The organism is Halomonas sp. AOP13-D3-9, assembly GCF_052379125.1.
Classification (GTDB): Bacteria; Pseudomonadota; Gammaproteobacteria; order Pseudomonadales; family Halomonadaceae; genus Vreelandella.
This window is the reverse complement of the sequence record NZ_JBQSYH010000008.1, coordinates 201,390-227,835: the sequence shown is the minus strand read 5'-3', so window position 1 is coordinate 227,835 and position 26,446 is coordinate 201,390. Positions and strand designations below refer to the sequence as shown.

Genomic DNA, 26,446 nt, shown 5'->3' with positions numbered 1-26,446 from the left:
TGCTGCCATGTCAGAAAAGTTATGTAACGCATCAGCGATCAGCGATAGGCTCCCCGCCATAATGCCACCGACGATTTGAGCGATGGTTAAGAGCCCATTGGCCCAAATGGAGATGCTGACGCGCCGGTCGCCAGAGGCAGGATCAATGTGGGGATGATCATGATGATGTCCCATCTGTTACCTTCTCTCGAATTATCTGTTCTTGGTACTATAAAACCTCTAGCAACTAAAGCTTCAACCCTTGAGCATTATCTATTTGCATCGCTGGATTGGGAAGCACGTCCCTAGCTACCAAGGAGCCTTTGTGTGCTGGGCCGAAGGTGATCATGTTTTAGGTGCGGGGCTCAATCCACTTCAACCGGTAACGTCCAATCCACCATGGGTAGATTCATTTATTTTGTCGAGGCGCACCTTGTCTGGTTTGTAATCGTCGTCGCGGGGGGAGGCTTACTCTTTCCGGCCACCGGAATAATGCTTAAGTTCGCGATTGGGCCATTACTGGCATTACTGATGTTGATTATCAGCCTCACATTCGATGCGCATGCAGTGCGCATCGTGTTCCGAAAGCCGTCACGGCAGTTGTTGGCATTGGGGCTGGTCTATGGGCCTATGTCGATTGCCGGGTGGCTAACGGGCCGTCTATTTTTTGGAAGCGGCCCGCTGGCTGCTGGCCAAACCTTGCTCGGCACGCTGCCGACAGATGTGTCTTCTCCTCTTTTGGTACTGATGGCGAAAGGCAATGTGGCGCTTGCCGCTGTTTTCAACGCAGTCAACACCGCGTTATGTCCGTTTATTGTTCCCTTCCTGTTTTTATGGCTCACCGGCCTTCAGTTAGACGTGCCGCTTGGATCAATTATTCTTGAATTAACACTAATCGTGCTTCTTCCTACCGTGATTGGGGTCAGCTTGCGTACAAGGTTCTCGGCTTTCTTTGCACGGCATGATTCAGCGTATGCAGGGATAGGGTCGATTCTGTATCTGCTGATCCTACTCGCCGTGGTCGGGCCGAATGCCACCACGATCATTGGCTATGGCTGGTATGCGTTTGTGATTGCGGGCGCGGCCCTGTGCCTCAATTTGATTGGGTACCTGGTAGGTATGTCCTCACGGTTACTCACCTCTGATCGCAAAGAGGTGATTACCTATCTTTTCACGGTCAGTAAAAAGGAATTCAGCATCGCTGCAGCGTTTGTCGCTGCTTCTGGCTTGCCATCAGAGATCGCAATTCCAGCCGCTTTTTTTGCCGTGATTCAAATGATCACTTCGCCCATCGCAGCGAAGATCCTCGCCCGCCACTGAAGGGATGGCCGTATCGGCTCTTCGTCAGAAGAGCAACCTGCACACGGGGTGTACAGGTTGCTCTTACCGACAAAACAGACACCGCTACTCATAAAGGTGGCAAATAGTACCTATGCTAAGTCACTGCGACCAATACTGACCTTGCTAAAAGCATTTAACACAGAGGCTTCGCAGGGTATCTGTTCCTTTTTGGATTTAGGGTGCTTGAACGTATCGGCGAATCCTGGGCAGTGACCAACTAGTTTTTGGACAACACCTTCTACGTGCCGCACGTTAGACAGCACTTGGCGTAACCACTGCTCGAAGCTGCCTTGGTGGCTCAGCGTGAAGACTAAACCTTTATAGGAAGGAGGCTTGGATGCCTCCTCGCTACCGCCAGCTCTGGGTTTTGGAGGGCGTCGTTGGATCTCCATGAGATAGAGCGTTTGATCTAACACATGCACCCGAACGACGAGCACCCCGCGAGGTACCTTGGTCTGAGTATCAATGTAAACCCAATTAGCGACTGACGTTTCCACCTCCTCGTCTATTTCGAAAGGTTCGAGGCTGATTAACCGAGGGTCAGGAGAAGTGCTGAATCCGTCTTCAAAGGTAAACCAGCTAACGCCACGAATCGTTGCGGGATAGGCCGATTGTAAATAGAGAAGCGCATTCCACATATCACGTAGAAAGCCCTGTGATTCCAGTGTAATAGGAGCATGAATAGACGCTTGTCCCACTCCCTTCCCTGACCCATGTGGCTCCCCAGTGGAGAAAATGGTTTCGTCACCCGGAACGGGGACGCCTCGTGTATCGGGCACGTTTTTTCGGGTATATCGTTTATCCAAGACGGCGCGAGGCTTACCTAAAATAACGAATTCGTCCTCAGTAAGGTCTAGCCAGGAAGAACCATGGTCGGGCTCGTCATCATCCGTCAGGTCAATGACATCGGGGATGTCTTGAAGCTGATGATAGGGGAACTGAGAGGGGGCATCGTCGCCATCGGTGGCTGGTACTGTCGTTGATTTCTCTCTTTCACGGTGGATCGTGGCACCATCGGGCTGCGTACAGCCTAATATCTGCAAGCCTAGGAATGTGTTGCCACCATCAATTGGAACGCCAGAAACAGAGATTTCCCCGCTGCCTTGAAACCATGGAGTGACTTTTAAAAGCATCTTATCTTGGGGGAAGCTGGCTTCAGTCTGCGCATAAATATCTCTGGCAGCTTGTTCGGCATAGGGGTCGTACAGCATGTGCGCGAGCAAAATCGCATCGTGCCTATGAACACGATATGTAAATCTGACAGGCCAGGTACCTGGCGATGGGGGCGCATTAAGCGGTCGATAAAGCCGTTCTTTGACCTCCTCCCAACAGTAAGTGGCGAGCACACGCTTGATTTCAGATGATCGACCGTAAACGCGTGCAAAAAATTCGGTGCAAGGGATGAGCAGATGTTTGCCATCTGGGAGGTCAAATTCAATCAGGTACGATTTGTGTTTTCTGTCCAGCGGTAAATAGCTTGCCTCATGAAAGGAGGTATAGAGGCTGCGCCCTGCTTTGTGCAAGTCGTCTAAGGAGACAATCCGCCAGCCGCCCGGAGAGAACGAAACAGGGAATGTTTTCTCCTCAAATGCGATGCGGGAGTTGCTCACGCCCTTTTCCCAGACGGAGCCGATTCTCAATAGTCCGACATGCGTTAAGACCGTCGTTCGCTTAATCACGTCTCCTAATTTGTTCTCCTGATCAATAGGTCTTAAAAATACATAAATTTTAGGGACGCTTTGTGAGCGGATATTTTTGAAGATAGGCCCGTACCACCAAACGACCAAGCGCTCAGTTTCGTCTTTAAGGGTGCCATCTTGAAAGCTAAAGGTTCTGGATTGTTTGAGAGAAACGGTCACAAGGGCGTGCTCTATGTAAACTCAACATAGAGATTGTCGCAGCAATTATTGTTTAGTCGCAACAATTGTTGAAAATGACAACCGCCACCAACCAGGGCGGCGCCGCTGGCGCTGTGGTGGGGCTGCCTAAACGGCCGCTTACCCCAGTCGGCTTCCAGCGGTAGCCCGCAAACCGAACGCACGGCAGCGACTTCCAGGGCATCCTCCTCAGAGAGCGGCGGCAGAATGCCCGGCAGGCGGCTGGCCAGCATGGTTTTGCCGGTACCCGGCGGGCCTGCAAACAACAGGTTATGGCCACCGGCCGCCGCGACTTCCAGCGCACGGCGGGCCTGCTGCTGGCCGCGCACATCGGCGAGGTCATCCACTGGGGCGGTGGTTTTCACCGAGGCGCTGAGCTTGTGCGGGGGTATCTTCTCTTGGTCGAGTAAGTGCGCCACTACCTGCCAGAGAGTATCGGCAGGCAGCACCGGCAAATCGCCTGCCAGGGCGGCCTCATCGGCGCAGTCGCGGGGAACAATCAACGCTTTCTTTGCTCGTCGTGTGGCAAGGGCAAAGGGCAGTATGCCCGGCACGGCGCGCAGCTTGCCATCCAGGGCTAACTCGCCCGCACACTCCATGCCTTCCAACGCTTCCACGGGAATTTGGCCGGAGGCGGCGAGAATACCCAGGGCGATAGGCAGATCGAAGCGGCCGCCCTCTTTGGGCAAGTCGGCAGGGGCGAGGTTAAGCGTAATACGTCGCGTATTAGGGAAATCGAAGCCTGCATTGACGAGCGCGCTACGCACCCGCTCGCGGCTCTCTTTTACCGCCGTTTCCGGCAGGCCCACTAGCGTTAGACCCGGCAAGCCGTTAGCCAGATGCACCTCAACATGCACCGCTGGTGCATCTAAACCTACGCCTGCCCGCGTGGCGACAATGGCTAGCGTCATTGCACTCCCTCGCTGTTGTTTGCTAAGAGCTCTAACCCCAATGTAAGCGAGCTCTACTTTACCTTAAGTGTCTAACCTATCGTAATTAAGAACGCTTTGGTAGAGCTTAAGAAACCGGCTTAAAGAAGCTGGGGGTAACTTGACGAGGTAATGCGCTTGCATTAACTTTGTATGCATTACCTTTGCATTGCTATCAAGCGGGGAGCGACAGTGAGCACGCTTATCGAAGACGATTCAACTCTGACAGATCGCTATCAAACGACTGTTCCGGCATCGATTCGCCGGGCGCTAAAGCTGAAACGCCGAGACCGTATCCATTACACCGTGCGTCCAGATGGTGAAGTGGTGCTTTCCCGAGCAAGTGATGAAGCCAAGCACGACCCTGTGGTGGTCAACTTCCTTAATTTTCTGGAGCGCGATCTTCTGGTGCACCCAGAAAATATTCGCACGGTGACTGCCAGTAGCTTTGCCGAGGCCGAACGGCTTACCGCAGGTATTGAGGTAGACCTCGAAGAGACGCTGGAAGAGGATGCTGACGACGAATGAAGCCTCTGAAGGTTAACGGATGGACGATTTATGCCCATCCGGTGTTTTTGGATCAAGTCGAAGCACTCACCGTGAAGGTGAGACACCTTCAATCGAAAGATCCTGCCGGTTATCGCAACAAGGCGGCCACCAAGCGCCTAGCAGCGATCATGAAGCTGGCCTTGAATGATATTCCGCAGGATCCATCAGGCACTCAATACCGCCAAGGGAACACGCTTGGCGCAGAGCACACTCATTGGCAACGAGCAAAGTTCTACCAGCAGTACCGGCTGTTCTTTCGCTACGATGCTGCAAGCAAAATCATTATTTACGCGTGGGTCAATGATGACGCTACAAAACGCGCTTACGGCAGTAAGCATGATGCTTATTCTGTCTTTCAGAAAATGCTCAGCAGTGGCAACCCACCGGACAGCTGGAAAGCCTTACAGCAAGCCTCAATGAGTGAAGTTGAACGTATCAATACGCTATTTGAGGCTGATGGTGACGAAAACTAATGGCGGCATAATGTGAGCGCTATTGTTTCACAGGCTTCACATCCCGCTACCCACTGTCCTAGTGGCTAATCTGTCTCCAGTGCCGCGGTCAGCTCACGGGCAAAGCGCTGGGCGGAGGGGAGCGCGCCGAAGCTCCACACCGGCGGCAGGTGAACTATCCTGTCGTGTCTGACGCTGGGGAGTTGCTGCCATAGGCCGCTTTTTGCAAGCTTCTCCTCGACCCCGGCGGGCAGTGGGTCGATGATCACCAGCGTTGCTTCTGGGTAGCGCGCCAGTGCTTCAACCCCCACCAGCGCAAATCCCCACGCATTCGTGGCTTGATCCCAGGCATTGGGGAGGTCGAGCTGTTCCAGTACGGCGTTATACAAGCTGTTTTCCCCAAACACCCTCACGTGGCGGGCATCCATAAACTGCACCATCAGCAGCGGCGTGATTTCTGACTGAGAGAGGGGCCGGGATTCACGCAGTGTGGTCATCAAGGCTTGGGTGTCTTCAATAAGCTGCTCGGCCTGGGGCTGGTGCTCGGTGAACTCACCCAGCTCATGGGTCAGTTTTTGCATCTCCAGCCAGGTATCGGCGCCGGGGGAGTAGAGCGAGAACAAAGTGACTGGCGCAATTTTCTCCAAGCGTGGCGTTAAACCCGCGAACATTGGCGAAATCAGCGTCTGCTCTGGTGGCACCTGGGCTAGCAGCTCCAGGTTGGGCTGGGTGCGCAGTCCCATATCGCTAACGTTATCAGGAATGCGCGGTTCGCCTACCCAGGCACGGTAGTCACTCTGCTGCGCGACGCTGCTGACAGGCGCGTCAATAGCCAGCAAGGTTTCGGCGATCGTCCAGTCAACTGTGGCCCACTGGGCCTGGGCGTTAGAAACGCTCAGCAGGCAGGCGGCAAACAGCCCGCAGCGCGCGAGCAAACAGAACAGGGAGGTGTGGCGCATGGTGGTGAGAGGCCATCCGGAAAAATAAGAGATACATTTAAACGATAATATTTATTGTTTGCAAACTGGCATTTAAGTAAAAAATGCCCAGGCGAAGTGGCCTGGGCAGGTGAGATCACGATTACTTAACGATGCTTAGTATAAGGGCTTGGAAAGAGGCCTTAGAATCGGCGCTTAGAAACGGTAGTGAACGCTGGCGGTTACGCCGCGCTCGGCGCCAAAGTAGCAGTACTCAAGCGAGTTGCAGGAGGCTACATAGTCCTTATCGAGCAGATTGCTCACGTTTAAGCGTGTTTCGACACCTTTAACGCCAACATGGCTCAGGTCGTAGCCAATGGTGGCATCCACCAGGGTGTAGTCGGGCACGGTTTCGGTGTTGGCCCGGTCAGCGGCGATATCCGCGTAGTGGCGTACGCCGACGCCCATATCTATGCCGTTCAGCCAGCCGTCGTTGGCCTGGTAGTGGCCCCAGAGCTGCACTTGATGGCGGGGTGAATAAATGGCGTTATTGCCCTGGTTGCCGTCGTCGCTTTTGGCGTAGGTGATATCGGTGAAGCTATAGCCCGCCTGAACCGAGAGGGTATCCGTTAGCTGGGTCTGCGCTTCCAGCTCCAGCCCTTGGGATTCGATCTCGCCTACGGCGCGGTAAGGGTCGTTGGGCTGCTCTTTGGTAGCAACGTTCTCCTGACGGATATGGAATAGCGCCGCACTGTATTGGTTTTGGCTGCCGTTAGGCTGGTACTTAACGCCGGTTTCCCACTGTTCACCTTCCATTGGGGATAGCAAATCGCCGCTCTCATCCACGAAGCTGGTGGGGGTGAAGGCCGTGGAGTAGCTCAAGTAGGGCGCCACGCCGTTATCAAACAGGTAGACCACCCCGGCGCGGCCACTGAACTGGGTATCGCTGAGGGAGCTGGTGTCACCGCTATCGCGGTTGGCATTGTCGATATTGACCCAGTCGTAGCGGCCGCCCAGGGTGAAGCGCCAGTTATCCATGGCTATCTGGTCCTGCAGGTAGACACCGGTCTGGTCGATCTCATGGCGTTCGCGCACGGGGGCGTAAAACTCGATGGGGTCGCTACCATAAACAGGGTTAAAAGCATTGAGCGGCTGGAAATACCCCGTGGGCCACGACACGTCGTTTTTCCGCTGCTGGTAATCTACCCCAAACAGCAATGTGTGATCCATAAAGCCACTGCTGACGTTCGCTTCCAGCTGGTTGTCGAGGGTCCAGGCCTCCAGCGATTCATTGCTGCCGGAGTAGTAGCGAGTGAGTTCGTCAGAGTCCGGTGATACCCAGCCATAGCCGTAGACCTGATTGAGCACTACGTCTGAATTGAGGTAGCGCATCAACTGGCGGCCGCTCACCTGGTCGTTAAAACGGTGCTCCAGGGTGTAGCCGAACATGCGCTGGGTGCGCTCATAGGTGTCGTAATCCTCTTCACCATCATAAAAATTATTGCTGATCTTGCGGCCATTGTGGGCGTCCACGGCCCCTTCATAGGGGACGCCGGAGTGGTAGCCGCCTTCCGGCTCATCCTGCAGATACGCCTCCACGGTGAGGCTGGTGTCGTCGGTCATATCCCAGGTGAGGCGTGGCGCAATGGCGTAGCGCTCTTCTTCTGCCGGGCCAAACTGGGTATCCGCGGCGCTGGCAATCCCGGTCAGGCGAAAGGCCACCCGCTGCTCTGCGCCAATTGGCCCGGTGAGGTCAAACGCGGCGCTGCGTTGGTTGTTGTTGCCCACTCGAAAGCGCAGTTCCCCGCCCTGTTCAAATTCCGGCCGTTTACTGTTTAAGGCGACCACACCGCCTGGAGAGGCGCGTCCATAGAGCACCGAGGCGGGACCGCGGACGACTTCTATGCTGTCCAAAAACCATGGGTCGATGCGCATACTGCTATGGGAGTTGGCATCGCCCATGACTTTTAGGCCATCCAAGAAGGTATTGCTCAAACTGCCGTCAGAAAACCCGCGCAGTACCAGGTAGTCGAAGCGATTGGAGGCGCCTACCTGATTGCTGTAAACACCGGGCGTGTAGTCGGTGGCGCGCTGCACGGTGCTTACACCGCGGTTATCCATCTGTTCGCGGGTAATGGTGGAAACGCTCTGGGGGATTTCGATCGTCGGCGTTTCTACCTTGGTGGCAGCCTGCTGGGCGGTGACGGTGACCGTTTCCAGTTCGGTACTTTCCTGAGCATGCAGCGGGGAAACGGCCAGTGAGGCGATAACGGCGGCGCTGATAGGAGTGCGTAGAAAGCGGTGATGGGGGATGAACATGGGGAGCACCTGCAATAAGAATCAATTAACCAATGTGTTAATGAGAATTATTGCGCTTATTCGCTTGTGAAAGGTATGGGTAATGATAAAAGACGTATGCACGCTGCCAAAAAGCGTCAAACAGTGGAACTTACCGCTGCTACAACAACGCAGCGACCTTAGTGGCGGTTGTGCACCTCATGGGGCGCAATGCCAAAGGCGCGCTTAAAAGCGGTGGCAAAGTTGGTGGCGTGGCGGTAGCCACAGGCATGAGCGGTCTGCTGCACGCTATAACCTTTGCGCAAGTACGCCTGCGCTTGGGCCAGACGGCAACGGCGTAGATAGTCGAATATTGAGCAGCCGTAACAGCGCTGAAACTTGCTGCGTAGGCTACTAGGGCTCATCGCGGCGTTGCTGGCCAACTGCTCTAGCCGATACGCCTGGTTGGGGTACTCTTCGAGCTGCTGGCGCAGACGTTCCAGGCATTGTTGGTCGCGATGGGAAAGACCCGATGGGAAGCTGACTGCTTGCTCTTCGTCGTTGGGCGCAAGGCAATCGGCAGGCAGCCCATGGGCTAACAACTGGAGCGTTAGACCCTGCCATAACAGGCGCTGTCGCTCTGCAGGCCAGTTCGAAGCCAGTGCCGTCTCCAGGCTATGGTGAAGGAGCTGCGGTACTTTCCATATATGCAGCATGGGGGCTGCTGGAGGCGCAACGTTGATGGGCAAGGAAGAGAGAGGCCCGGTGGAAGCGAGTATCGATATATTCAGGATGCGTAAACGCTGTGGTGCGGGCTGGAAGACATCAAGCCCGGTCTGCTCGTTGAAATGCGCGCTGAAGGCGTCGCCGGCCTGCAACTGAAACGACTGGTGACCGAGCCCCACTTGGATACGGCCCTCAAGGATGACACTGAGAAACCACGCAGCGGAACGCCGGGAGGTGGAGGCGTAGGCGTGCAGGACGTCAAGGTCCGAGTGGGTCACCCGCAGTGTGGGGTTTATCTCGACATCCATCACCCGCCCGCGGGCCACGCACGGCGCTGGCTGGGCGCGGTCGGGCGCTTCGGGAAAGCGGTAGTCAATCCCGAAGCGCTGACCAAGCGCCAGCAAGTCATGGGTGGTGAGTGGCGCGCCATAGGACGTTATCGAGTCGGGTGCTGCCATTCCCACTTCCATTACCATTATCTCGCCCTTGCTCGGTTATCAGTGGTGAGCGAACCGGTGCTCAGTAAGCCATCGACCAGTTCAGGGTGTAAGTGCGCCCGCGACCCTGGTAGTCGTAGAGGTATTCTGGGCCGTAGTAGGGCGAATAAAACATCGCGGCTCGCTGGCCCCAAACGGTGGAGTACTGATCATCCAGCAGGTTCTGCACGCCCAGGCTGACGGTACCTAAGTCGGTTTCCTGGCTGAGCGATAGGTCGAGGGTGGTATTGCCTTCGATCTCGCGGTCGGCATCGTCTTTTAGGTCGAAGTTATGGTTGGCTTGCAAGCGCGCCGAGCGAACATAATCTGTCCAGCCGATAAAGGCGGTGGCAGAAGAGAGCGAGGCATAGCGGGCGTCACGCTTCTCCCAGTCGCCCTGGTCGTTCTCCTGCTCGGAGCGCACCAGGTGCAGAGTGCCCCCGGCCTCCAGGCCATTGTCGAAGTAACGGGTCACGGCGGTTTCCAGGCCGAAGTCGCGCTTCTTCTCGTCCACTACGCTAACGCTTAGATCCTCGGCGTTCTCCACCGCCTTGTCTGACCAAGCGTAGTAAAGCGCTGTCTGGGCCGTCCAACTGCCCCCTTGGTAGCGCCAGCCAAGCTCTACCTGGTCCGTCTCGATGGCAGACAGGGGGTTATTGTCGACACTCACCTCAGGGCTCTTGCCGTAGTACTTGGCGGGGTCTGGCAGCTCGAAGCCCTGGCTGAACTGCAGCCAGTTCTGGTGGCCGTTGCGGTGATCATAGAGGGCGCTGGTATTGAACAGGGTCGCTTCGTAGTCATTTTCGCCGCCAGGGATCCCCTGGAACTCATCCACTTGGACATCCATGTGCTGCTGGCGCAAACCGGCAGAGAGTTTAAGTGCCTGAGTGGCTTGCCAGTCGCCCTGCACAAAGCCTGACAGCCCGTCCACCTGATAACCGGGGTAGCGGGGCTCAACTCCCGATGCCTGTTGCACCAGGCCGCCGGAGGCGTCCGAGATGTCGGTATCGAACAGCATTTGGCTGGCATCGAAGGTTTCTCGATCCATATCGAGGCCGTAGGTTAGCGAAACGTCGTCACCCAGGCGCGACTCGAAGAGCGCCTTAATGCCACTTAAATCGGTGTTTTGTTGCGATGCGCGAAACTGCAGGCCGTCCGAGACAGGGTAGGGAAAAGCCTGGAAGCTGGATTCCTCCTCACGGTGAAACGCCTGCAGGTAGAAATTTTGCCCCCATAGGTTGGCGTGGTGATAGTTGACGTTGACCAGCTTGCGGTCGGTTTCTGGGTCGCGTTCTGAACGGTAACCGTCGCGAATCTCGGCATTGTTCAGGTTGGGTGTCGCCGCGTCGAGGTTGGGAAAGTAAACGCCGCGATCGCCTTCGTAGCCGGAACGATACAGCTGGGCGCCCAGCTCCAAACTCTGCTCGTCGCTCAATTGGAAGGAGAGATTGCCCAGTACATCAATACTGCGGTTGTCCTGCAGGTCGGTTTGGGCGATATCGGGGAAGATCTCTTGGCCGCTGCCATCATACTGGCGGCCGTTATCACCAATGGCAGTGCCCAGGTAGCCTTGAACCCGCTCGTTGCCGCCGCTGATCGATTGCGACAGGCGCCGATCCAGGTCATTGCTGTTGTTGAAGCCGGTGGTGATGCCTGCTTCGGTGCGCCAGTTAAGGCCTTCCTCGCCTTTGCGGGTAATGATATTGATCAACCCCCCGGTCGCGCCGCCGCCATAAAGGCTGCTGGCGCCGGAGAGAACTTCCACCCGCTCAATGTTAAAGGGGTCGATGGCATCGAATTGGCGTGAAAGCCCGCGGGAGCTGTTCAGCGATACACCATCGATAAGCACCTGCACACCACGACCGCGCATATTTTGCCCATAATTGGTGCGCCCTTGCGGTGCCAGATCTAGCCCTGGAACCAGACGCCCCAATGCCGTCTTGAGGTCTGCACCATTGCGGGTCTGTTGTTGCAGCATCTCTTTGTCAATTACCCATACCGCACCGGGAATTTGGCTGATCTGGGTGGGCGTACGGGAGCCTACGACCACCATGGTGTCGGCGGCGTCCGCGTCGGAGGTCGTGTTTTGGGCGAAAATGCTGTTGGAGAAACCCAGTAACAGACCAGTGCCGATAAGTGCAGCAGTTGAAGAAGGCGACTTGGGGAAAGGCGATTTTGTAAATGGAAGCGCGTACATGGTGAACAATCCGCGAACAGTGAGGAGTTAAGAGGCGGAGAGTATCACTCGGAAACACAAAGTCAACGATAGTGATTCGTGTTTATGCGGGGGCGATGGTTTGCTGATAAATGCAGCAATAGGCCATTGCTCTATTGCTGCTTATGAAGCCAAAGCGTTAAGCGGGCTTATTCTTCTGCTCGGTATCGGTATCGGTATCGGTATCTGGTTCGGGGGTTGGCACTGGCGGCACTTCTGCTTCCACCGGTGTGGCAGTGGAGGTCGTTGACGCTTCAACGGCGGCTTCAAGGTTGGCGACCTGGCGCTCTAATGCCTCTACCCGAGACCGAGTGCGCTGCAGTACGTCCATTAAAATGTCGAAATCTTCCCGTGAGACAAGCTCCAGGCGATCAAAGGCGCCGCGTACGACTTGCTGCACGCCCTTTTGAATATCTTCCGGTGCCTGGGAAGCGTTTTGTAAACGGTCGCCAATCTGCTGGGCCAGTCGGCTAATGCGGTCTTGAGGCGCCATCGCTGCTCTCTCCTTAACTCGCTAAATGAACATCTATAAAAACTGCTTACCGATAAGGATACGCAACAGTTGGCGAATTCGCATGCGCCGCGTGAATTTCCTGTTAAGCGAATGGTTTGCATCGAAATGGAGCAGGCAACTTTTGCTTACGCTCTTTTTTGGTGCAATAGCGGTGATGAGAGAATGAATTTGCCCAGACTTAGCGCTGAAGTGTGCTGTGGTTGTTGGCTAGTAGTCTGAATTATAAGAAAAAAAAGTCAGCTGGCACAGTATGCGCATTATCGGTTCAGGTGCTTATTCTGGCGGCTGTGCCGCTACCAATCTAGCAGGACTTATCCAGCAGGGGAGATCCGGGATGAAACTCATCACCGCTATCATCAAGCCATTTAAGCTCGACGACGTCCGTGAGGCGTTAGCCGACAACGGCGTTCAGGGCATTACGGTCACTGAAGTTAAAGGTTTTGGCCGTCAGAAAGGGCATACCGAGTTGTATCGTGGCGCGGAATACGTCGTCGACTTTCTACCCAAGGTAAAAGTGGAAGTGGCCGTGGACGATGCTCGCCTAGAAAGCGTGCTAGATGCTATTTGCAGTGCGGCTAATAGCGGCAAGATCGGCGACGGCAAGGTGTTTGTGACACCGCTTGAAGACGTTATTCGGATTCGGACAGGCGAACGCGGTGCAGACGCCGTTTAACGCTGTTTTTTCGGATCATTTCTATAGTTCAACGGGGAACTTACAATGAATGAGTTGACTGATCTGAGCTACGCGCTCGATACGTTCTACTTTCTAATATGTGGTGTGCTCGTCATGTGGATGGCCGCTGGCTTCTCCATGCTAGAAGCGGGCTTGGTACGCTCCAAGAACACCGCTGAAATCCTCACCAAAAACATCGCGCTGTTTGCGATTGCCTGCACCATGTATCTATTGGTGGGCTACTACATCATGTACTCCAGCAGCGCGGGCGGCTTCCTACCCAACCTGGGTTTCCTGATTGGCGCTGAAAACAGCGTGGATGCGGTGACCGCAGGTGGCGACGACGCACCTTACTACTCCATGCGTTCCGACTTCTTCTTCCAGGTAGTTTTCGTTGCGACCGCTATGTCGATTGTGTCGGGCGCGGTTGCCGAGCGTATGAAACTTTGGGCGTTTCTGGCCTTTGCTGTGGTCATGACCGCGGTTATCTACCCGGTGTCTGGCTACTGGACCTGGGGCGGCGGTTGGTTGTCTGAAGTGGGCTACTCTGACTACGCGGGTTCAGGCATTGTGCACCTTGCCGGTGCGGCTGCAGCGCTAGCAGGTGTGATTGTGCTGGGCCCACGTAAAGGTAAATACGGTAAAGATGGCTCAATCCACGCTATTCCAGGCGCCAACATGCCGTTGGCAACGCTGGGTACTTTCATCCTGTGGATGGGGTGGTTCGGTTTCAACGGCGGTTCTGAGCTCAAGCTGGCGGCGGTTGATTCTGCTAACAATGTGGCGCAAGTGTTTGTGAATACCAACGCTGCGGCGGCAGGTGGTGTGATTGCCGCACTGATTCTGGCCAAACTGTGGTTCCGTAAAGCCGACCTGACCATGGCGTTGAACGGTGCACTGGCTGGCTTGGTGGCAATCACCGCTGATCCGCTCTCTCCGACCGCACTGAGCGCTACCATTATTGGCGCGATTGGCGGCATCATCGTGGTAGCAGCCATCGTCACTCTCGATAAAGTGAAGCTGGATGATCCGGTCGGCGCGATCTCGGTTCACGGTGTTGTCGGTATCTGGGGCGTGTTGGCAGTGCCGCTGAACAATGACGGTGCATCGTTTGGAGCTCAGATCATCGGTATCGTGGGTATCTTCGCTTGGGTCTTCCTGGCAAGCCTAGTGGTATGGCTGATCTTGAAAGCCATCATGGGTATCCGGGTTAGCGAAGAAGAAGAGTACGAAGGCGTGGATATCGCCGAGTGCGGTCTTGAAGCTTATCCCGAGTTTGGTATTAAGAAATAAAGAGCGGTATTAAGAAATAAACAGCGGCATTAAGAAATAACTTAATGCTGATCAAGTGAGCTGGCGTGCTCCTTACGGCCTCCCCTTAGTGGGAGGCTTTTTTATTCTCTGCCAATAGCGGTGTATGCTGGTAGTTAGCGGTCATCGGTTGCGACACGCGCAGCCATGCAACCCGACCCCATCACGGCCACCCAGTTAGAGGATATGGTAATGAAATTGATCACAGCTATTATCAAGCCGTTTAAGCTCGACGATGTGCGCGAGTCGCTCTCTGATATCGGTGTACAGGGTATTACGGTGACGGAAGTGAAGGGCTTTGGGCGCCAGAAAGGGCATACCGAGCTGTATCGCGGTGCTGAGTATGTGGTGGACTTCCTGCCTAAAGTGAAGCTGGAAGTCGCTGTGGACGACGATATGGCCGAGCAGGTGATTGATGCCATCACCCAGGTAGCTAACACCGGTAAAATCGGCGACGGCAAAATCTTTGTGATGCCGCTAGAGCAGGTGATCCGTATCCGTACCGGCGAAACGGGCAAAGATGCGGTTTAAACGCTGGTGAGTTGTAAATTGTAAGTGGTAAGTAGCACAAAGCCCCTGTGGAGCATCTCCAGCAGGGGCTTTGTATGAGTGATGCATCACTATAGCGGCTAAACTTTTTTCTATTCACCACTCACTCATTACGATTCACTACTTACGTCTCACTTCTCGACAAACGCACGCTCAATGACGTAGTCGCCTGGCTCGCCCATGCGCGGCGAGATGTTCAGGCCCAGCTCGTCGAGGAGTGCGCTGGTATCGTCCAGCATGGCGGGGCTGCCGCAGATCATCGCACGATCTTGGCGCGGGTCGATGGGCGGCAGGCCAGTGTCTTCAAACAGCTTGCCCGTACGAATATGGTCGGTCAGGCGCCCCATGGTATGGAACTCTTCCCGGGTAACGGTCGGGTAGTAGACCAGCTTTTCAGCGATGTCTTCACCCAGGTACTCATGGGCTGGCAGCTCTTTGGTGATGAAGTCGGCGTAGGCTAATTCAGAGACTTCGCGCACACCGTGAACCAGCACGATTTTCTCAAAGCGCTCGTAGACTTCCGGGTCTTGAATCAAGCTCATAAACGGTGCCAAGCCGGTGCCGGTTGAGAGCATGTAAAGGTTACGACCCGGCAGTAGATCATCGCACACCAGCGTGCCAGTGGGCTTGCGGCTAACCATAATCTGGTCGCCCACTTTCAGGTGCTGAAGGCGCGAAGTGAGCGGGCCGTCGGGCACTTTAATGCTGAAGAACTCCAGGTGATCCTCGTAGTTGGGGCTGGCAATGGAGTAAGCACGCATCAGCGGTTTGCCATTCACTTCCAAGCCAATCATCACAAACTGGCCGGTTTTGAAGCGCAGGCTACGCTCGCGGGTAGTGCGGAAGCTAAATAGGGTCTCGTTCCAGTGATGAACGCTAAGCACTTCTTCCAGAGCAAACTTACTCATGCCATTGTCTCCATTAGCCGATGCTGGCGCTGATCGCATCGGTCATATTCTTAAAAAGAATAAAAATGATTAAATCTGTTGTCAGCAAGTCTAAGCAAAGGGTGGTATATCTGTTAAGCGAATTATATTGATAACGGTTATCTGAAAAATAGATATAGATCAAATAAAGGTCAGACGCTATGCACTATACCCTGCGGCAGTTGGAAGTCTTTGTGGCGGTCGCCCAGCACGAGAGCGTTTCCCATGCGGCGCGGGCGCTGGCCATGTCGCAATCGGCGACCAGCACGGCGCTGGCCGAGCTTGAGCGGCAGTTCGACTGCCAGCTACTCGACCGGATCGGAAAACGCTTGAAGCTCAACGCACTGGGTTTTCAGCTGTTGCCCAAAGCAGTCGCGCTGCTTGACCGTGGTGAAGAGATCGAAGAGCTTCTACGGGGGCAGCAGGGGGTTGGCTCGCTGGATGTGGGCGCCACGCTGACCATTGGTAACTACTTGGCCACGCTGCTCATCAGTGACTTTATGCAGCTTCACCCTGGAAGCCGGGTGCGTTTGGCAGTACGCAACACACGCCACATTATCGAAGGCGTGCGTCAACATTCGCTGGATTTAGGGCTGATCGAGGGGCTATGCGACGACGATATGATCATCAGCCAGCCCTGGGTGGAAGATGAGCTGTGCGTGTTTTGCTCGCCACGCCACCCGTTGGCGGGCCGTGAGCACCTGGAGCTTGACCAGCTGCTGCGTGAAGACTGGATTATGCGCGAAGAGGGCTCTGGCACGCGGATGACCCTGGAGCACGCCGCCCGCCACCGCCGCAGCCGGTTTAACACCCTGCTGGAGCTAGAGCATACGGAAGGTATTAAGCGTGCTGTAGAGTCGGGGGTGGGGATTGGCTGTGTCTCGCGCTTGGCCCTACGCGATGCCTTCCGGCGCGGCAGCTTGGTGCCGCTGCCCACGCCGGAGTTGGATCTAAAGCGTCAGTTCACGTTTATCTGGCACCGGCATAAATACCTCACCACCGGCGTGCGCGAGTTCCTACGCCTATGCCGTGAAATGACAGCCGGGGCCAAACGCAGCGACGATATTGCCCTGCCGCCGATTCCTTAATCCTTCAAAACGATGGCAATGCCTTGGCCGAGTTTGAGGTTAGAGGCGCCGGCGGGTGTTGAGACAGCTTGAAGCTGCTAATCGTACCTGCCAGGTGGTCGGCCTGCTCTTTTAGCTGCTCGGCGGCGGTCGTGGACTCTTCAACCATAGCCGCGTTCTCTTGGGTCATGCGATCCAGTTCTGCGACGGCGATGTTGACCTGATTGATACCATCGCTCTGCTCGCTGGTAGCCGCATTGATCTCTTCTAAGACATCGGTCACGCGGGTAATATGCGCGACGATGTCCTGCATAGTCGCCCCGGCATTACGCACCAAAGTAGTGCCGTTATTCACTTGGGTTTGTGAGTCTTCAATCAGTTTCTGGATATCGTTGGCGGCCTCGCTGCTGCGCCCGGCCAGTTTGCGTACCTCGTCGGCCACCACGGCAAAACCACGGCCATGTTCGCCTGCACGGGCGGCTTCCACCGAAGCATTAAGCGCCAGCAGGTTGGTCTGGAACGAAATGCTGTTCATTAGCGTGACGATTTCACCGATTTTATCGGAGGCGTGGGTAATGTCTTCCATCGTTGTCACCACATTTGCCACGACTTTCCCGCCTTCGTTGGCCACTTCAGAGGCGGTTTGAGAGAGCTTGTTAGCTTCCTGGGCGGAGGCAGCGGTGTGCTGTACGGTGCTGGTGATTTCTTCAATGGAAGCGGACGTTTGCTGCAGGCTAGAGGCAGCGTTATCGGTACGACGGGATAGATCCTGGCCGCCCATGGCGATCTCGTTGGCCGCGTGGTGAACCGACTCGCTGCTGGTGCGTACATCAATCAATACGGCTTCCATTTTGCCCACAAAGCGGTTGAAGGCCTTGGCAATTTGCGTGACCTCATCATTGCCCTCTTCGGGCAGGCGTCGGGTTAAGTCACCCTCTCCCGAGGCGATATCGTCCATCGCATTACGAACCCCCAGCAAGCGGCGTAACAGTAGAGAAAGCAACAAACCAAAGATCACCGCCGTGATCGCGGCCACGATCAGCAGCGTGACTATAGAGGTTGTTGCGATGGCACGCAGGCCGGCCGTCGCCTCGTGCTCGTCTAGCGCAACAATCAACTGCCAGCCGCTGCTGCCACCGACGTTACTGCCCATCAACAGCTTATCGCTGTTTTGCAGTGAAAGTGCTTGGGGTTCATCGGATTGGGCTATCTGGTTAAGCCGGATGTTGGTAAGTTCATCGCTCAAACGCGTGGATGGCTCGAGTGTCATCTCCGCGTCAGGATGCGCGATCAGAGTGCCGTCGTCAGTGGTTAAAAAGCCAAAGCTTGAATCTGTGGGCGCGATACCACTGACTATCTCGATGACATCTGTGATCGCAATGTCAGCGCCGATGACGGCGGTCAGTTGGCCATTACGGTAAAAAGGGCGGGCAAAGGTAACGATTAGCCCGCCCGTTTGAGCGTCTGTGTAGGGTTCCGTAATAATGGTCTCTTGCGCTTCTTCAGCGCCTTGATACCAGGGCCGCTGACGGGGATCGTAATCGCTGGGGGGCTGCCAGCCATCGGAGAAAATAGCGTCCGGGGTGGAAGGGTAGGCAATGTAGGCGGTCATAAAACTGCCTGAGTCCGACAGTTGGCGTAGTGCGCCAAGGGGATCATCGCTATTGGCTGCATCATCCATGCTGGAAAGCATCGTATAGCGTGCATTAAACCACTCGTTGAGAGCTTGCGTATTGCCGTTAACCACAGCGCTAAGATTGCGTGTGACTTGCTGGCTATTATGGTGTTTTACGGTGGTGTAACTGGCAATGCCGTTAATCACTAGGGCGAGGGTAATCGCCACTAGAGCGGCTAATAGTATGCGTGCTCGGAGGGAAGATAACATGGTCGCTCTCGACGTCGAAGTGTATGTCGGTACTCAGGGGAGAAGTACCGTTTATAATGGCTTCTAAATTATCGGCGAGAGCGACCATTACTTTAGGATAATTAATAGGTTATAAGGTTAAAATGCCTAGCGTAAATCGCTTACAGCAGTTTGAATATCTGCCAGTGAGGCTTTACTTAGGTCTTTCGAAAGGGAGTGAATGACGAGTTTTTGCGTGGGGCCATCGAGTTTGTCACGTAGCAGGCCCAAAAACTTGGGTGGCGCTACCATGATTAGCTTCTCCATGCTGTTACCTACTCGCGCGCTATAAAGACGCTGAGCGACTTCTTTCGCGAACAGCTCGTTTTCATGTTTAGTGGCAGTTCCCTCTTCGCCTGCCGAGCGTGCCGTGCTGGACATCGACTCGTGCACATCGCCTCGGCCGTCGGTGATCAAGTCACCTTCATGCAGTCGCCCTTCTGCGTGAACCAGGCTCTCCTGCTCCGCCAGCGTTAAGGCATCACGGGTAAAGATACGTGCGCGAGCGGCGTCGGCTACCACGATATAGGTTGTCATCGCTGTGCATACTCCATGTCGTTGATGGTTCATTAACCATGGCAAGCGTTTGGCGTTAGGTCAAACACTTGCCCAGCCAGCGTCACATGGATCAGTAAAGATAGGCATATCAGGAAAGAGACGCATGACCACTGAAAAACGAAACGTAAAAAAACATTGGCGCAACCGCTATTTACTAATGCGCCACGGCCATAGCCAAGCCAATCAGCAGGGCGTGATTGTTAGCTCGCCGGAGCGCGGTGTGGCGGACTTCGGCCTTTCCGAGCTGGGCGAGCAACAGCTTGTCCAGAGGGTGGCCGACTGGCAGTGGCCGACACCAACGCTTGTCGTACACTCGGATTTTCTGCGCACGACGCAAACGGCTGCCCACATCGCCGCCGCGTTTGGACTCACCCCAAGCGTAGAGACGCGCTTGCGAGAGCGTTATTTTGGCGAGTTTGAGGGGCAGAGTGATGATCGCTACTCCAGCATATGGGCGTTAGACGCTGAAGATGCCGAGCACACTCACCATCGGGTAGAAGCAGTAAGCGCGGTAGCCACGCGTATGCAGGCAGTGATTGATGGGTGGGAGCATAAGGCCAGCGGTGAAACCATTGTGCTGGTCAGCCACGGCGATCCGCTACAGATTCTGCTTACCGCGCTGGCGGGGAAGTCGCTGACGACCCATCGTGAGCAAACCCCGTTAGCGCCCGCGAGCATCACGCTCTATGGGCGTAGCGTGTAATCTTCTAAGGAGACTGTGTGGTAACCTCAAAGAAAAGTAAAGAGACCCTACTATGCCTGCTCCTTTATCGCCGGATGCGCCGAGCCTGCTAAAAGCCCTCTCTATAGGCAGCAGTGCCCTAATTGACGAGCATTTTTGGAGCGATGGCGTCGATCACCTGCTGGCCGCGCTCGGGGAGGCGTCGGGTGTCAATCGCGTGTGGATATTTCAAACCATAGAGCGCAATCCCAGCGGTGTCCTGCAGGATTATGTGTTCGAGTGGGTTTCCTCATCGCACTATCGCCAACGAACGCAAAAACGCTTCCGCTTTTTTACCACGCTGATCGACGATGCCGAGTATGAGGAGATGGTCAATCGTCGTGAGCGAGGTGAGTCGCACACCTGTATTACCTCGAAGGTGGCCCCTGGGACGCTGCGCGACAATTTGGAAAGTCAGTCCATTCAATCGATGGTCACCGTGCCCATTATGGTGGATGGCCAGTGGTGGGGCACGCTGGGCTTTGACGACTGTGAGCGAGAAGTCGATTGGGAAGGTGCTGGGCTGCAGGCGCTGGTTATCGGCGCTGAGCTGATCGCCTCGGCTATTTATCGCCAGCAGCTTACCCGCAGGCAGCGTCAGGTGGGTCTTTTGCAGCGCGTTACCGACTGCGGTATTTGGGAGGTCAATACGCTCAGTGGCGCCACTTTGTGCTCCCCGGCGTTGCTGCTTTCACTGGGGTATCCTGGCGATTATGCAAAGCTCCCAGTGCGTCGCCTACTAGGTCATGTTGCACCTGACGATCGAAGGCGTTTGCTAGGGTTTTTACGCCAGAGGTGTCGGCGCCAGCAAACCCAATGCCGTATTGATTTGAAGCTCAGAGTAGCGTCGGGCCAGTGGCGCTGGCACGAGCTGGTGATGGAGGGTGACTACTCATCAGAGGGGCGCTTAACGCGTATTGGCGGGCTGACTATCGATATTAGCCAACGCAAAAAAACTGAAGAGCAGGCCTGGACGGCGGCAGAGTTTGACGCCTTGACCGGCATGCGCAACCGACGTGGGTTGGCTAACCACTTAGCGCAACTCCAAGAGTTCCACGCAGCTGCAAACTATCATGTACTGATGATTGATATTGATTACTTCAAGCATATCAACGATCGCTACGGCCACCCTGCGGGGGATACGCTGCTGGTGGAGATGGCAAAACGCGTACATGATGTCCTGCGCCCAGAGGATTGCCTGGCTAGGCTAGGCGGTGAAGAGTTCGCTGTTACGACAGGTGATTTATCGCCCCAGCAGGTTGTTCAACTGGGTGAGCGTATTCGCCAACGCATAGCCCATCAGCCGTTTTATCTGACGGTAGGTGATACGCAAACGCCGACGATGGTAACGCTCACCGTCAGCGTGGGCATTGCGCCGCTGACACTCTCCAGTGATTTAGACCACAGTCAGGCAGTGGCCGTCGCCCAGGCCGACCAAGCGCTCTATGCGGCCAAAGAAGCGGGGCGCAATCGCGTCGTGGCGTACTGGTAAGCTTGAAAACGACGACTGATAGGCACTATGTCTGAGACGGCGGAATCCAGGCAATCATATCGACTTCCACATCAGCGCCGCCCGCTAAGCCGGTCACCCCAATGCAGGTGCGGGTAGGTAACGGCTGTGGGAAGTAGCTGGCATAGACCTTATTCACCTCCTCAAAGTGACCCATATTGGTAATAAATACCCGAGACTGGACCACATATTCGAAGGCGCTGCCGACTTCTTCCAGCACAATCGCCAGGTTTTGCATCACCCGGTGAGTCTGTTCGGTGAAAGTGCCCAAGAGCATCTCGTTGGTTTCTGGCACCGTCGGCATTTGCCCGGTGATAAATACCAGGTCACCTACCCGGCAGGCGTGTGAAAACGGCGCAATCGGTTGTGGGGCGCGGTCGATAAACAGCTTTTCAATCATACTTTTATCCTTTTGTGACTGTTGTTAACGACTGTTTGTAATAGCTGATTTTCTTAAGCCACTTAAATAGTATGGGCCTCAGTTGAGGCCCATAATGACGTACTTATCCACAGCTGCTTAATGGCTTGGACTGTGGATTAATGTCCCAGAATCTGGCTTAGGAATAGCTGAGTACGTTCAGACTGTGGGTTGTTGAAGAAGGGCTCAGGCGCGTTCTCTTCAATGATTTGCCCCTGATCCATAAAGATCACCCGGTCGGCGACGGTCTTGGCGAAGCCCATTTCGTGGGTCACGCAGATCATGGTCATGCCTTCTTCCGCCAGCTCTACCATAACGTCCAGCACTTCTTTGATCATCTCGGGGTCGAGTGCTGAGGTAGGCTCGTCAAACAGCATCACGTCGGGGTGCATGCACAGCGAGCGGGCAATCGCCACGCGCTGCTGCTGACCGCCAGAAAGCTGCCCTGGGTACTTGGTGGCCTGCTCGGCAATGCGCACCCGCTGTAGGTACTCCATTGCCAGCGCTTCGGCCTCTTTGCGGGGTTTCTTTTGTACCCACATTGGCGCGATACAGCAGTTTTCCAGCACTGATAAATGCGGAAACAGATTGAAGTGCTGAAACACCATGCCGACGCTGCGGCGAATCTGCTCAATACGCTTCACATCTTGGGTTAGCGGCACGCCGCCTACCACGATTTCACCTTTTTGATGCTCTTCAAGGTGATTGATGCAGCGGATCAGTGTTGATTTGCCCGAACCTGAGGGGCCGCAAACCACGATACGTTCACCGCGTTTTACCTCCAGGTAGATATCCCGCAGTACGTGAAAGTCACCGTACCACTTGTTAACGTTGCGCATCTCGACCATCAGGTCGGAAGTACTGGTGTCAGAGGTGTTGGTGGCTGCTTGTGTCATGTTGAAATCCTACTCAAAACGTAAATAGATTCGGCAATCGTACATAAGCGAGTACTTGAACTAGTGCTTATGGCCGGTATTTAACTTGCGTTCCAGGTACTGGCTGTAGCGCGACATGCTGAAACAGAAAATCCAGAATATGAACGCGGCAAATACATACCCCTCGATTGAGAAGCCCAGCCAGCGCGAGTCGGAAAGCGCCGCTTGCACAATGCCCAACAGGTCAAACAGCCCGATGATCATCACCAGGGTGGTGTCTTTAAACAGTGAGATAAACGTATTGACGATACCGGGAATCATCATTTTCAGCGCTTGGGGCATCACGATTAATCCCATGCGCTTCCAGTACGTCATACCCAGCGCCGCAGCGGCTTCGTCCTGCCCTTTGGGAATCGCCTGCAAACCACCGCGAATCACCTCGGCCATATAGGCACTTTGGAACAGCGTCAGGCCGATTAGCGCACGTACAAGGCGATCCACGCTGAGTTCTGAAGGCAGGAACAGCGGCAACATCACCGAGGCCATAAACAGAATGGTGATGAGCGGCACACCGCGCCAGAACTCGATAAAAATCACGCAGAAGGTTTTGACGATGGGCATGTTCGAGCGTCGCCCAAGGGCGAGCACGATGCCAATCGGCAGTGCGCCAATCATGCCCACGCTTGCCAGTAGCAGGGTCAGCATTAGGCCGCCCCAGCGGTGGGTGGAAACCCGTGGCAAATCAAAGTAGCCGCCGTGTAGTAGCACGTAGGCGATGACCGGGAATATTAGTAAGGCAAACACCACCACCCAGCGCTTGAAGGGTAGGCGGGGAATCACCATCCAGGCGATAATCGCTGCAAACATGCCGAACACGATATTGGCGCGCCAATACTCCTCACTGGGGTAAAGGCCGTACATAAACTGGGAAAACCGCGCGTTGACGAATACCCAGCAGGCACCCACCCGTGAGCAATCTTCACGGCTATCGCCCACCCAGTCGGCATTAATAAACGCCCACTGAACCGTTGGCACCACCAGTAGGTACAGCACGTACAGGCCCAACAGCGTGAAGATACTGTTGATTGGGCCGTTAAACAGATTGCCGCGCAGCCAAGCAACCGGGCCAATAGTGCCTTTAGGGGCCGGGCGCTGAGGTATGGTTTCTTTATTGTGAATCATGGGGTCGCCTCCGGCCTAGCGTTCGACCAGCGCAACGCGAGCGTTGAACCAGTTCATAAACATGGACACCAGCAAGCTGATGATCAGATATACCGCCATGGTCATGGCAATCACTTCGATTGCCTGACCGGTCTGGTTGAGCGTGGTGCCGGCAAAAACCGAGACTAAGTCGGGGTAGCCGATGGCGGTGGCCAGTGACGAGTTTTTAATCAGGTTAAGATATTGGCTGGTGAGCGGCGGAATGATGACGCGCATGGCCTGGGGGATGACCACCAAACGTAGGACTAATTTGCGCGGCAGGCTCAATGCCTGGGCGGCTTCTGTTTGGCCGTGGGGAATGGCCTGGATGCCCGAACGCACAATCTCCGCAATGAAAGATGCGGTATAGATAGACAGCGCCAGCCACAGGGCCAAAAATTCGGGGATGATGGTAATACCACCGCCGAAGTTAAAGCCGCGCAGTACCGGCATCTCCCAGGTGACCGGTACTCCAGTGGCCACCAATACCAGCAGCGGCAGGCCAAAAATGATCACCAGCGATATCCAGAAAACCGGTAGACGCTTACCGGTGGCTTCGTGGCGGCGCTTATTCCAAATGACCAGTGCGATGCTGGCAATGATTGCCACCACAAAGGTAACAGGGATCAATCCAAATCCTGACTCGAAAAGCGGTTGAGGCAAGTACAGCCCGCGAACATTGAGGAAAATGGCTTCGCCAAACGCCATGCTCTCTCTGGCGCTGGGCAACGTCCGCAGTACGGCGAAGTACCAGAAGAAAATTTGCAGCAGCAGCGGGATATTACGAAACGTTTCGATATAGGCGTTGGCCAGTTTAGAGATTAGCCAGTTGGGCGATAGCCGTGCGATACCGACGATAAAACCAATAATCGAGGCCGCTAACACCCCCAGCCCACCGACCAGCAGCGTGTTGAGCAAGCCAATCACGAAGGTTCGGCCATAGGTACTTTGGGAGGAGTACTCAATTAAGGTTTGACCAATACCAAAGCCGGCTGTGTTGTTCAAAAAGCCGAAGCCGGTAGTAATGCCGCGGGCATTCAGGTTGGCTTGGGTATTGTTGACGATATAGATCAGAAAAGCCGCTACAACAGCGACCAAAATGATTTGAAAGATAAGTGCGCGCTTAGCGCGGTCTCGCCAGAACGGCGGCTTGTGGCCGGCGGGGCGAACGTTAGGTCTTACAGACATGGATGGCGTCTCCGCTATACGGAAGGTCAATCAGATGGCCCGCCGTGTCCCTGGAACAGGGCGGCGGGCCGGGGTCAAGCGAGACGCTTAGCGAATCGGGGGAGCGTACTGAAAGCCACCGTCGTTCCACAGGGCGTTAACGCCGCGCTCAATTTCAAGCGGAGAGCCCATGCCCACGTTGCGGTCAAAGCTTTCAGCGTAGTTACCGACTTGGCTAATAATGTTGTAAGCCCAGTCAGCTTCAAGGTTCATGCCTTCGCCGTAGTTGCCGTCTTGGCCCAGCAGGCGAGCAACATCAGGGTTAGTAGAGCTCAACATCTCTTCAGCGTTTTCGCTGGTAACACCGTACTCTTCGGCGTTAATCATGGCGAACAGTGACCATTTCACGATGTTGAACCAAAGGTCATCACCCTGACGAACAACAGGACCCAGCGGCTCCTTGGAGATCACGTCAGACAGAATCATTGAGGCTTCAGGATCGTCTAGCTGAATACGTAGCGCGGCTAGCTGAGAGGTATCAGACGTCAATACGTCACAGCGGCCTGCCTGATAGCCACCCACTGTTTGCTCAGAGGTATCAAATACGATCGGGTTGAATTCCATGTCATTAGCACGGAAGTAGTCAGCCAGGTTCAGCTCGGTAGTGGTACCCGATTGGATACAGATGGATGCACCGTCGAGCTCATCAGCACCGGTAATGCCCAGGTCGCGAGAAACCATGAAGCCTTGGCCATCGTAAAAGTTAACACCGGTGAAGTTCAGGCCTAGGGTAGTGTCGCGGGTTGTCGTCCAGGTGGTATTGCGTGAAAGGACATCAACTTCACCAGACTGCAGGGCGGTGAAGCGTTCAACGGCGTTGAGAGAAATAAACTCTACCGCGTCGGCGTCGCCAAGTACGGCTGCCGCTACCGCGCGGCAAACATCAACGTCCAAACCCTGCCAGTTACCGTCGTCATCTGGCGCTGAAAAGCCCGGCAAACCATCGCTCACGCCGCAACGAACAGCGCCGTTTTCTATTGTGTCTTCAAGTGTGTCGGCCTGCGCTGTTGCCATGCCTGCTAGTGTCAGCGAACCAGCAGACGCCAATAGCGCTAGGTGTTTTTTATTGAACATTGAGTTTCCCTCGAAGTATTTGAAATCGTTATGCATGCCGTAGCATGTGACTAAACCTAGCAAGGAAGATGCCAACAAGGGTACAGGCGTTAATTCAGCGCTTTTCAACGCTACTCAACGAATTCGAGACGAAGGTATAGGTGCAAAAATGGTAATTGCCCACCCACTTTGCACCTTTATAG

24 protein-coding genes and 1 pseudogene are annotated in these 26,446 nt (G+C 55.0%); 9 read left to right on the top strand and 16 right to left on the bottom strand.

Annotated elements, in window-relative coordinates:
- Positions 1–174, bottom strand: a 174-nt coding sequence (locus ACT3UM_RS11130) for a cation efflux transmembrane domain-containing protein (RefSeq protein WP_498898776.1), incomplete at its 3' end; no start/stop codon positions are given.
- Positions 175–378: 204 nt separating this feature from the next.
- Here ACT3UM_RS11130 and ACT3UM_RS11125 point away from each other — a divergent pair.
- Entirely contained in the window at positions 379–1,299 is a 921-nt protein-coding gene (locus tag ACT3UM_RS11125; protein ID WP_027957952.1) for a bile acid:sodium symporter family protein, read from the top strand.
- A 110-nt stretch (positions 1,300–1,409) separates the two neighbouring features.
- Here ACT3UM_RS11125 and ACT3UM_RS11120 read toward each other — a convergent pair whose 3' ends face one another.
- Both ACT3UM_RS11120 and ACT3UM_RS11115 read right to left on the bottom strand, forming a co-directional pair.
- The gene (locus ACT3UM_RS11120) at positions 1,410–3,179 is read right to left on the bottom strand and encodes a hypothetical protein (protein ID WP_027957951.1); all 1,770 of its coding nucleotides are present in this window, start codon (positions 3,177–3,179) and stop codon (positions 1,410–1,412) included.
- Between the two features lie 80 nt (positions 3,180–3,259).
- A pseudogene (locus ACT3UM_RS11115) lies at positions 3,260–4,108 on the bottom strand (YifB family Mg chelatase-like AAA ATPase); the annotation flags it as partial.
- Positions 4,109–4,318: 210 nt separating this feature from the next.
- Here ACT3UM_RS11115 and ACT3UM_RS11110 point away from each other — a divergent pair.
- Both ACT3UM_RS11110 and ACT3UM_RS11105 read left to right on the top strand, forming a co-directional pair.
- Positions 4,319–4,654 carry a type II toxin-antitoxin system PrlF family antitoxin gene (locus ACT3UM_RS11110; RefSeq protein ID WP_498898764.1) on the top strand — a complete coding sequence of 112 codons (336 nt, stop codon included), beginning with the start codon at positions 4,319–4,321 and terminating at the stop codon, positions 4,652–4,654.
- Entirely contained in the window at positions 4,651–5,148 is a 498-nt protein-coding gene (locus ACT3UM_RS11105) for a type II toxin-antitoxin system YhaV family toxin (protein ID WP_498898762.1), read from the top strand. The genes ACT3UM_RS11110 and ACT3UM_RS11105 overlap by 4 nt, the downstream gene beginning before the upstream one ends.
- A gap of 65 nt (positions 5,149–5,213) precedes the next feature.
- Here the strand turns inward: ACT3UM_RS11105 and ACT3UM_RS11100 are convergent, their stop codons facing one another.
- The 5 genes from ACT3UM_RS11100 to ACT3UM_RS11080 form a co-directional block, all read right to left on the bottom strand.
- Complete coding sequence (locus ACT3UM_RS11100) at positions 5,214–6,086, bottom strand: ABC transporter substrate-binding protein (RefSeq protein ID WP_498898760.1); 873 nt, start codon at positions 6,084–6,086, stop codon at positions 5,214–5,216.
- Positions 6,087–6,260: 174 nt separating this feature from the next.
- A complete protein-coding gene (locus ACT3UM_RS11095; RefSeq protein ID WP_498898758.1) occupies positions 6,261–8,363 on the bottom strand; it encodes a TonB-dependent siderophore receptor in 2,103 nt (700 codons plus the stop codon).
- A gap of 158 nt (positions 8,364–8,521) precedes the next feature.
- Entirely contained in the window at positions 8,522–9,505 is a 984-nt protein-coding gene (locus tag ACT3UM_RS11090; protein WP_498898756.1) for a helix-turn-helix transcriptional regulator, read from the bottom strand.
- A 61-nt stretch (positions 9,506–9,566) separates the two neighbouring features.
- On the bottom strand, positions 9,567–11,720 hold the full coding sequence (locus ACT3UM_RS11085) for a TonB-dependent receptor (RefSeq protein WP_498898754.1): 2,154 nt from the start codon (positions 11,718–11,720) through the stop codon (positions 9,567–9,569).
- 157 nt (positions 11,721–11,877) lie between these two features.
- The gene (locus ACT3UM_RS11080; RefSeq protein ID WP_498898752.1) at positions 11,878–12,231 is read right to left on the bottom strand and encodes an accessory factor UbiK family protein; all 354 of its coding nucleotides are present in this window, start codon (positions 12,229–12,231) and stop codon (positions 11,878–11,880) included.
- A gap of 355 nt (positions 12,232–12,586) precedes the next feature.
- Here ACT3UM_RS11080 and ACT3UM_RS11075 point away from each other — a divergent pair, with 355 nt between their 5' ends.
- The 3 genes from ACT3UM_RS11075 to glnK all read left to right on the top strand — a co-directional run bounded on the left by ACT3UM_RS11075 (position 12,587) and on the right by glnK (position 14,767).
- Positions 12,587–12,925 carry a P-II family nitrogen regulator gene (locus tag ACT3UM_RS11075; RefSeq protein WP_007112359.1) on the top strand — a complete coding sequence of 113 codons (339 nt, stop codon included), beginning with the start codon at positions 12,587–12,589 and terminating at the stop codon, positions 12,923–12,925.
- 45 nt (positions 12,926–12,970) lie between these two features.
- Positions 12,971–14,218 carry an ammonium transporter gene (locus ACT3UM_RS11070; protein WP_498898750.1) on the top strand — a complete coding sequence of 416 codons (1,248 nt, stop codon included), beginning with the start codon at positions 12,971–12,973 and terminating at the stop codon, positions 14,216–14,218.
- 210 nt (positions 14,219–14,428) lie between these two features.
- Complete coding sequence (gene glnK, locus ACT3UM_RS11065) at positions 14,429–14,767, top strand: P-II family nitrogen regulator (protein ID WP_007112362.1); 339 nt, start codon at positions 14,429–14,431, stop codon at positions 14,765–14,767.
- Positions 14,768–14,916: 149 nt separating this feature from the next.
- Here the strand turns inward: glnK and ACT3UM_RS11060 are convergent, their stop codons facing one another.
- Positions 14,917–15,693: a ferredoxin--NADP reductase gene (locus ACT3UM_RS11060; RefSeq protein WP_035581911.1), complete on the bottom strand. Its 777-nt coding sequence runs from the start codon at positions 15,691–15,693 to the stop codon at positions 14,917–14,919.
- Positions 15,694–15,872: 179 nt separating this feature from the next.
- Here ACT3UM_RS11060 and ACT3UM_RS11055 point away from each other — a divergent pair, with 179 nt between their 5' ends.
- Positions 15,873–16,799 carry a LysR family transcriptional regulator gene (locus tag ACT3UM_RS11055; RefSeq protein ID WP_498898747.1) on the top strand — a complete coding sequence of 309 codons (927 nt, stop codon included), beginning with the start codon at positions 15,873–15,875 and terminating at the stop codon, positions 16,797–16,799.
- 4 nt (positions 16,800–16,803) lie between these two features.
- On the opposite strand, the gene ACT3UM_RS11050 is transcribed toward ACT3UM_RS11055, so the two are convergent.
- Together ACT3UM_RS11050 and ACT3UM_RS11045 are read right to left on the bottom strand one after the other, a co-directional pair.
- Complete coding sequence (locus ACT3UM_RS11050) at positions 16,804–18,663, bottom strand: methyl-accepting chemotaxis protein (protein ID WP_498898745.1); 1,860 nt, start codon at positions 18,661–18,663, stop codon at positions 16,804–16,806.
- 126 nt (positions 18,664–18,789) lie between these two features.
- A complete protein-coding gene (locus tag ACT3UM_RS11045) occupies positions 18,790–19,218 on the bottom strand; it encodes a host attachment protein (protein WP_035581907.1) in 429 nt (142 codons plus the stop codon).
- A gap of 124 nt (positions 19,219–19,342) precedes the next feature.
- On the opposite strand from ACT3UM_RS11045, the gene ACT3UM_RS11040 reads away from it, so the two are divergent.
- Together ACT3UM_RS11040 and ACT3UM_RS11035 are read left to right on the top strand one after the other, a co-directional pair.
- Positions 19,343–19,942 carry a histidine phosphatase family protein gene (locus ACT3UM_RS11040; protein WP_498898743.1) on the top strand — a complete coding sequence of 200 codons (600 nt, stop codon included), beginning with the start codon at positions 19,343–19,345 and terminating at the stop codon, positions 19,940–19,942.
- Positions 19,943–19,994: 52 nt separating this feature from the next.
- Positions 19,995–21,452: a GGDEF domain-containing protein gene (locus ACT3UM_RS11035; RefSeq protein WP_498898741.1), complete on the top strand. Its 1,458-nt coding sequence runs from the start codon at positions 19,995–19,997 to the stop codon at positions 21,450–21,452.
- A gap of 25 nt (positions 21,453–21,477) precedes the next feature.
- Here ACT3UM_RS11035 and ACT3UM_RS11030 read toward each other — a convergent pair whose 3' ends face one another.
- From ACT3UM_RS11030 to ACT3UM_RS11010, 5 genes are all read right to left on the bottom strand, one after another.
- The gene (locus ACT3UM_RS11030) at positions 21,478–21,870 is read right to left on the bottom strand and encodes a RidA family protein (RefSeq protein ID WP_035581893.1); all 393 of its coding nucleotides are present in this window, start codon (positions 21,868–21,870) and stop codon (positions 21,478–21,480) included.
- Between the two features lie 137 nt (positions 21,871–22,007).
- Positions 22,008–22,736 (bottom strand): amino acid ABC transporter ATP-binding protein, encoded by a 729-nt coding sequence (locus tag ACT3UM_RS11025; RefSeq protein ID WP_498898774.1) that lies wholly within the window; start codon positions 22,734–22,736, stop codon positions 22,008–22,010.
- A 108-nt stretch (positions 22,737–22,844) separates the two neighbouring features.
- The gene (locus ACT3UM_RS11020; protein WP_498898738.1) at positions 22,845–23,945 is read right to left on the bottom strand and encodes an amino acid ABC transporter permease; all 1,101 of its coding nucleotides are present in this window, start codon (positions 23,943–23,945) and stop codon (positions 22,845–22,847) included.
- 15 nt (positions 23,946–23,960) lie between these two features.
- On the bottom strand, positions 23,961–25,151 hold the full coding sequence (locus ACT3UM_RS11015; protein WP_498898736.1) for an amino acid ABC transporter permease: 1,191 nt from the start codon (positions 25,149–25,151) through the stop codon (positions 23,961–23,963).
- 87 nt (positions 25,152–25,238) lie between these two features.
- The gene (locus tag ACT3UM_RS11010) at positions 25,239–26,264 is read right to left on the bottom strand and encodes an amino acid ABC transporter substrate-binding protein (RefSeq protein WP_498898734.1); all 1,026 of its coding nucleotides are present in this window, start codon (positions 26,262–26,264) and stop codon (positions 25,239–25,241) included.
- Positions 26,265–26,446: the final 182 nt, after the last annotated feature.

Bases quoted from the DNA above. Each gene is read 5' to 3' on its own strand.
- ACT3UM_RS11050 (WP_498898745.1), bottom strand. From the start codon at position 18,663: ATGTTATCTTCCCTCCGAGCACGCATACTATTAGCCGCTCTAGTGGCG.
- ACT3UM_RS11040 (WP_498898743.1), top strand. From the start codon at position 19,343: ATGACCACTGAAAAACGAAACGTAAAAAAACATTGGCGCAACCGCTAT.
- ACT3UM_RS11010 (WP_498898734.1), bottom strand. From the start codon at position 26,264: ATGTTCAATAAAAAACACCTAGCGCTATTGGCGTCTGCTGGTTCGCTG.
- ACT3UM_RS11055 (WP_498898747.1), top strand. From the start codon at position 15,873: ATGCACTATACCCTGCGGCAGTTGGAAGTCTTTGTGGCGGTCGCCCAG.
- ACT3UM_RS11125 (WP_027957952.1), top strand. From the start codon at position 379: ATGGGTAGATTCATTTATTTTGTCGAGGCGCACCTTGTCTGGTTTGTA.
- ACT3UM_RS11045 (WP_035581907.1), bottom strand. From the start codon at position 19,218: ATGACAACCTATATCGTGGTAGCCGACGCCGCTCGCGCACGTATCTTT.
- ACT3UM_RS11105 (WP_498898762.1), top strand. From the start codon at position 4,651: ATGAAGCCTCTGAAGGTTAACGGATGGACGATTTATGCCCATCCGGTG.
- ACT3UM_RS11070 (WP_498898750.1), top strand. From the start codon at position 12,971: ATGAATGAGTTGACTGATCTGAGCTACGCGCTCGATACGTTCTACTTT.
- ACT3UM_RS11080 (WP_498898752.1), bottom strand. From the start codon at position 12,231: ATGGCGCCTCAAGACCGCATTAGCCGACTGGCCCAGCAGATTGGCGAC.
- ACT3UM_RS11015 (WP_498898736.1), bottom strand. From the start codon at position 25,151: ATGTCTGTAAGACCTAACGTTCGCCCCGCCGGCCACAAGCCGCCGTTC.
- ACT3UM_RS11060 (WP_035581911.1), bottom strand. From the start codon at position 15,693: ATGAGTAAGTTTGCTCTGGAAGAAGTGCTTAGCGTTCATCACTGGAAC.
- ACT3UM_RS11095 (WP_498898758.1), bottom strand. From the start codon at position 8,363: ATGTTCATCCCCCATCACCGCTTTCTACGCACTCCTATCAGCGCCGCC.
- glnK (WP_007112362.1), top strand. From the start codon at position 14,429: ATGAAATTGATCACAGCTATTATCAAGCCGTTTAAGCTCGACGATGTG.
- ACT3UM_RS11075 (WP_007112359.1), top strand. From the start codon at position 12,587: ATGAAACTCATCACCGCTATCATCAAGCCATTTAAGCTCGACGACGTC.
- ACT3UM_RS11035 (WP_498898741.1), top strand. From the start codon at position 19,995: ATGCCTGCTCCTTTATCGCCGGATGCGCCGAGCCTGCTAAAAGCCCTC.
- ACT3UM_RS11090 (WP_498898756.1), bottom strand. From the start codon at position 9,505: ATGGCAGCACCCGACTCGATAACGTCCTATGGCGCGCCACTCACCACC.
- ACT3UM_RS11100 (WP_498898760.1), bottom strand. From the start codon at position 6,086: ATGCGCCACACCTCCCTGTTCTGTTTGCTCGCGCGCTGCGGGCTGTTT.
- ACT3UM_RS11025 (WP_498898774.1), bottom strand. From the start codon at position 22,736: ATGGTCGAGATGCGCAACGTTAACAAGTGGTACGGTGACTTTCACGTA.
- ACT3UM_RS11020 (WP_498898738.1), bottom strand. From the start codon at position 23,945: ATGATTCACAATAAAGAAACCATACCTCAGCGCCCGGCCCCTAAAGGC.
- ACT3UM_RS11030 (WP_035581893.1), bottom strand. From the start codon at position 21,870: ATGATTGAAAAGCTGTTTATCGACCGCGCCCCACAACCGATTGCGCCG.
- ACT3UM_RS11085 (WP_498898754.1), bottom strand. From the start codon at position 11,720: ATGTACGCGCTTCCATTTACAAAATCGCCTTTCCCCAAGTCGCCTTCT.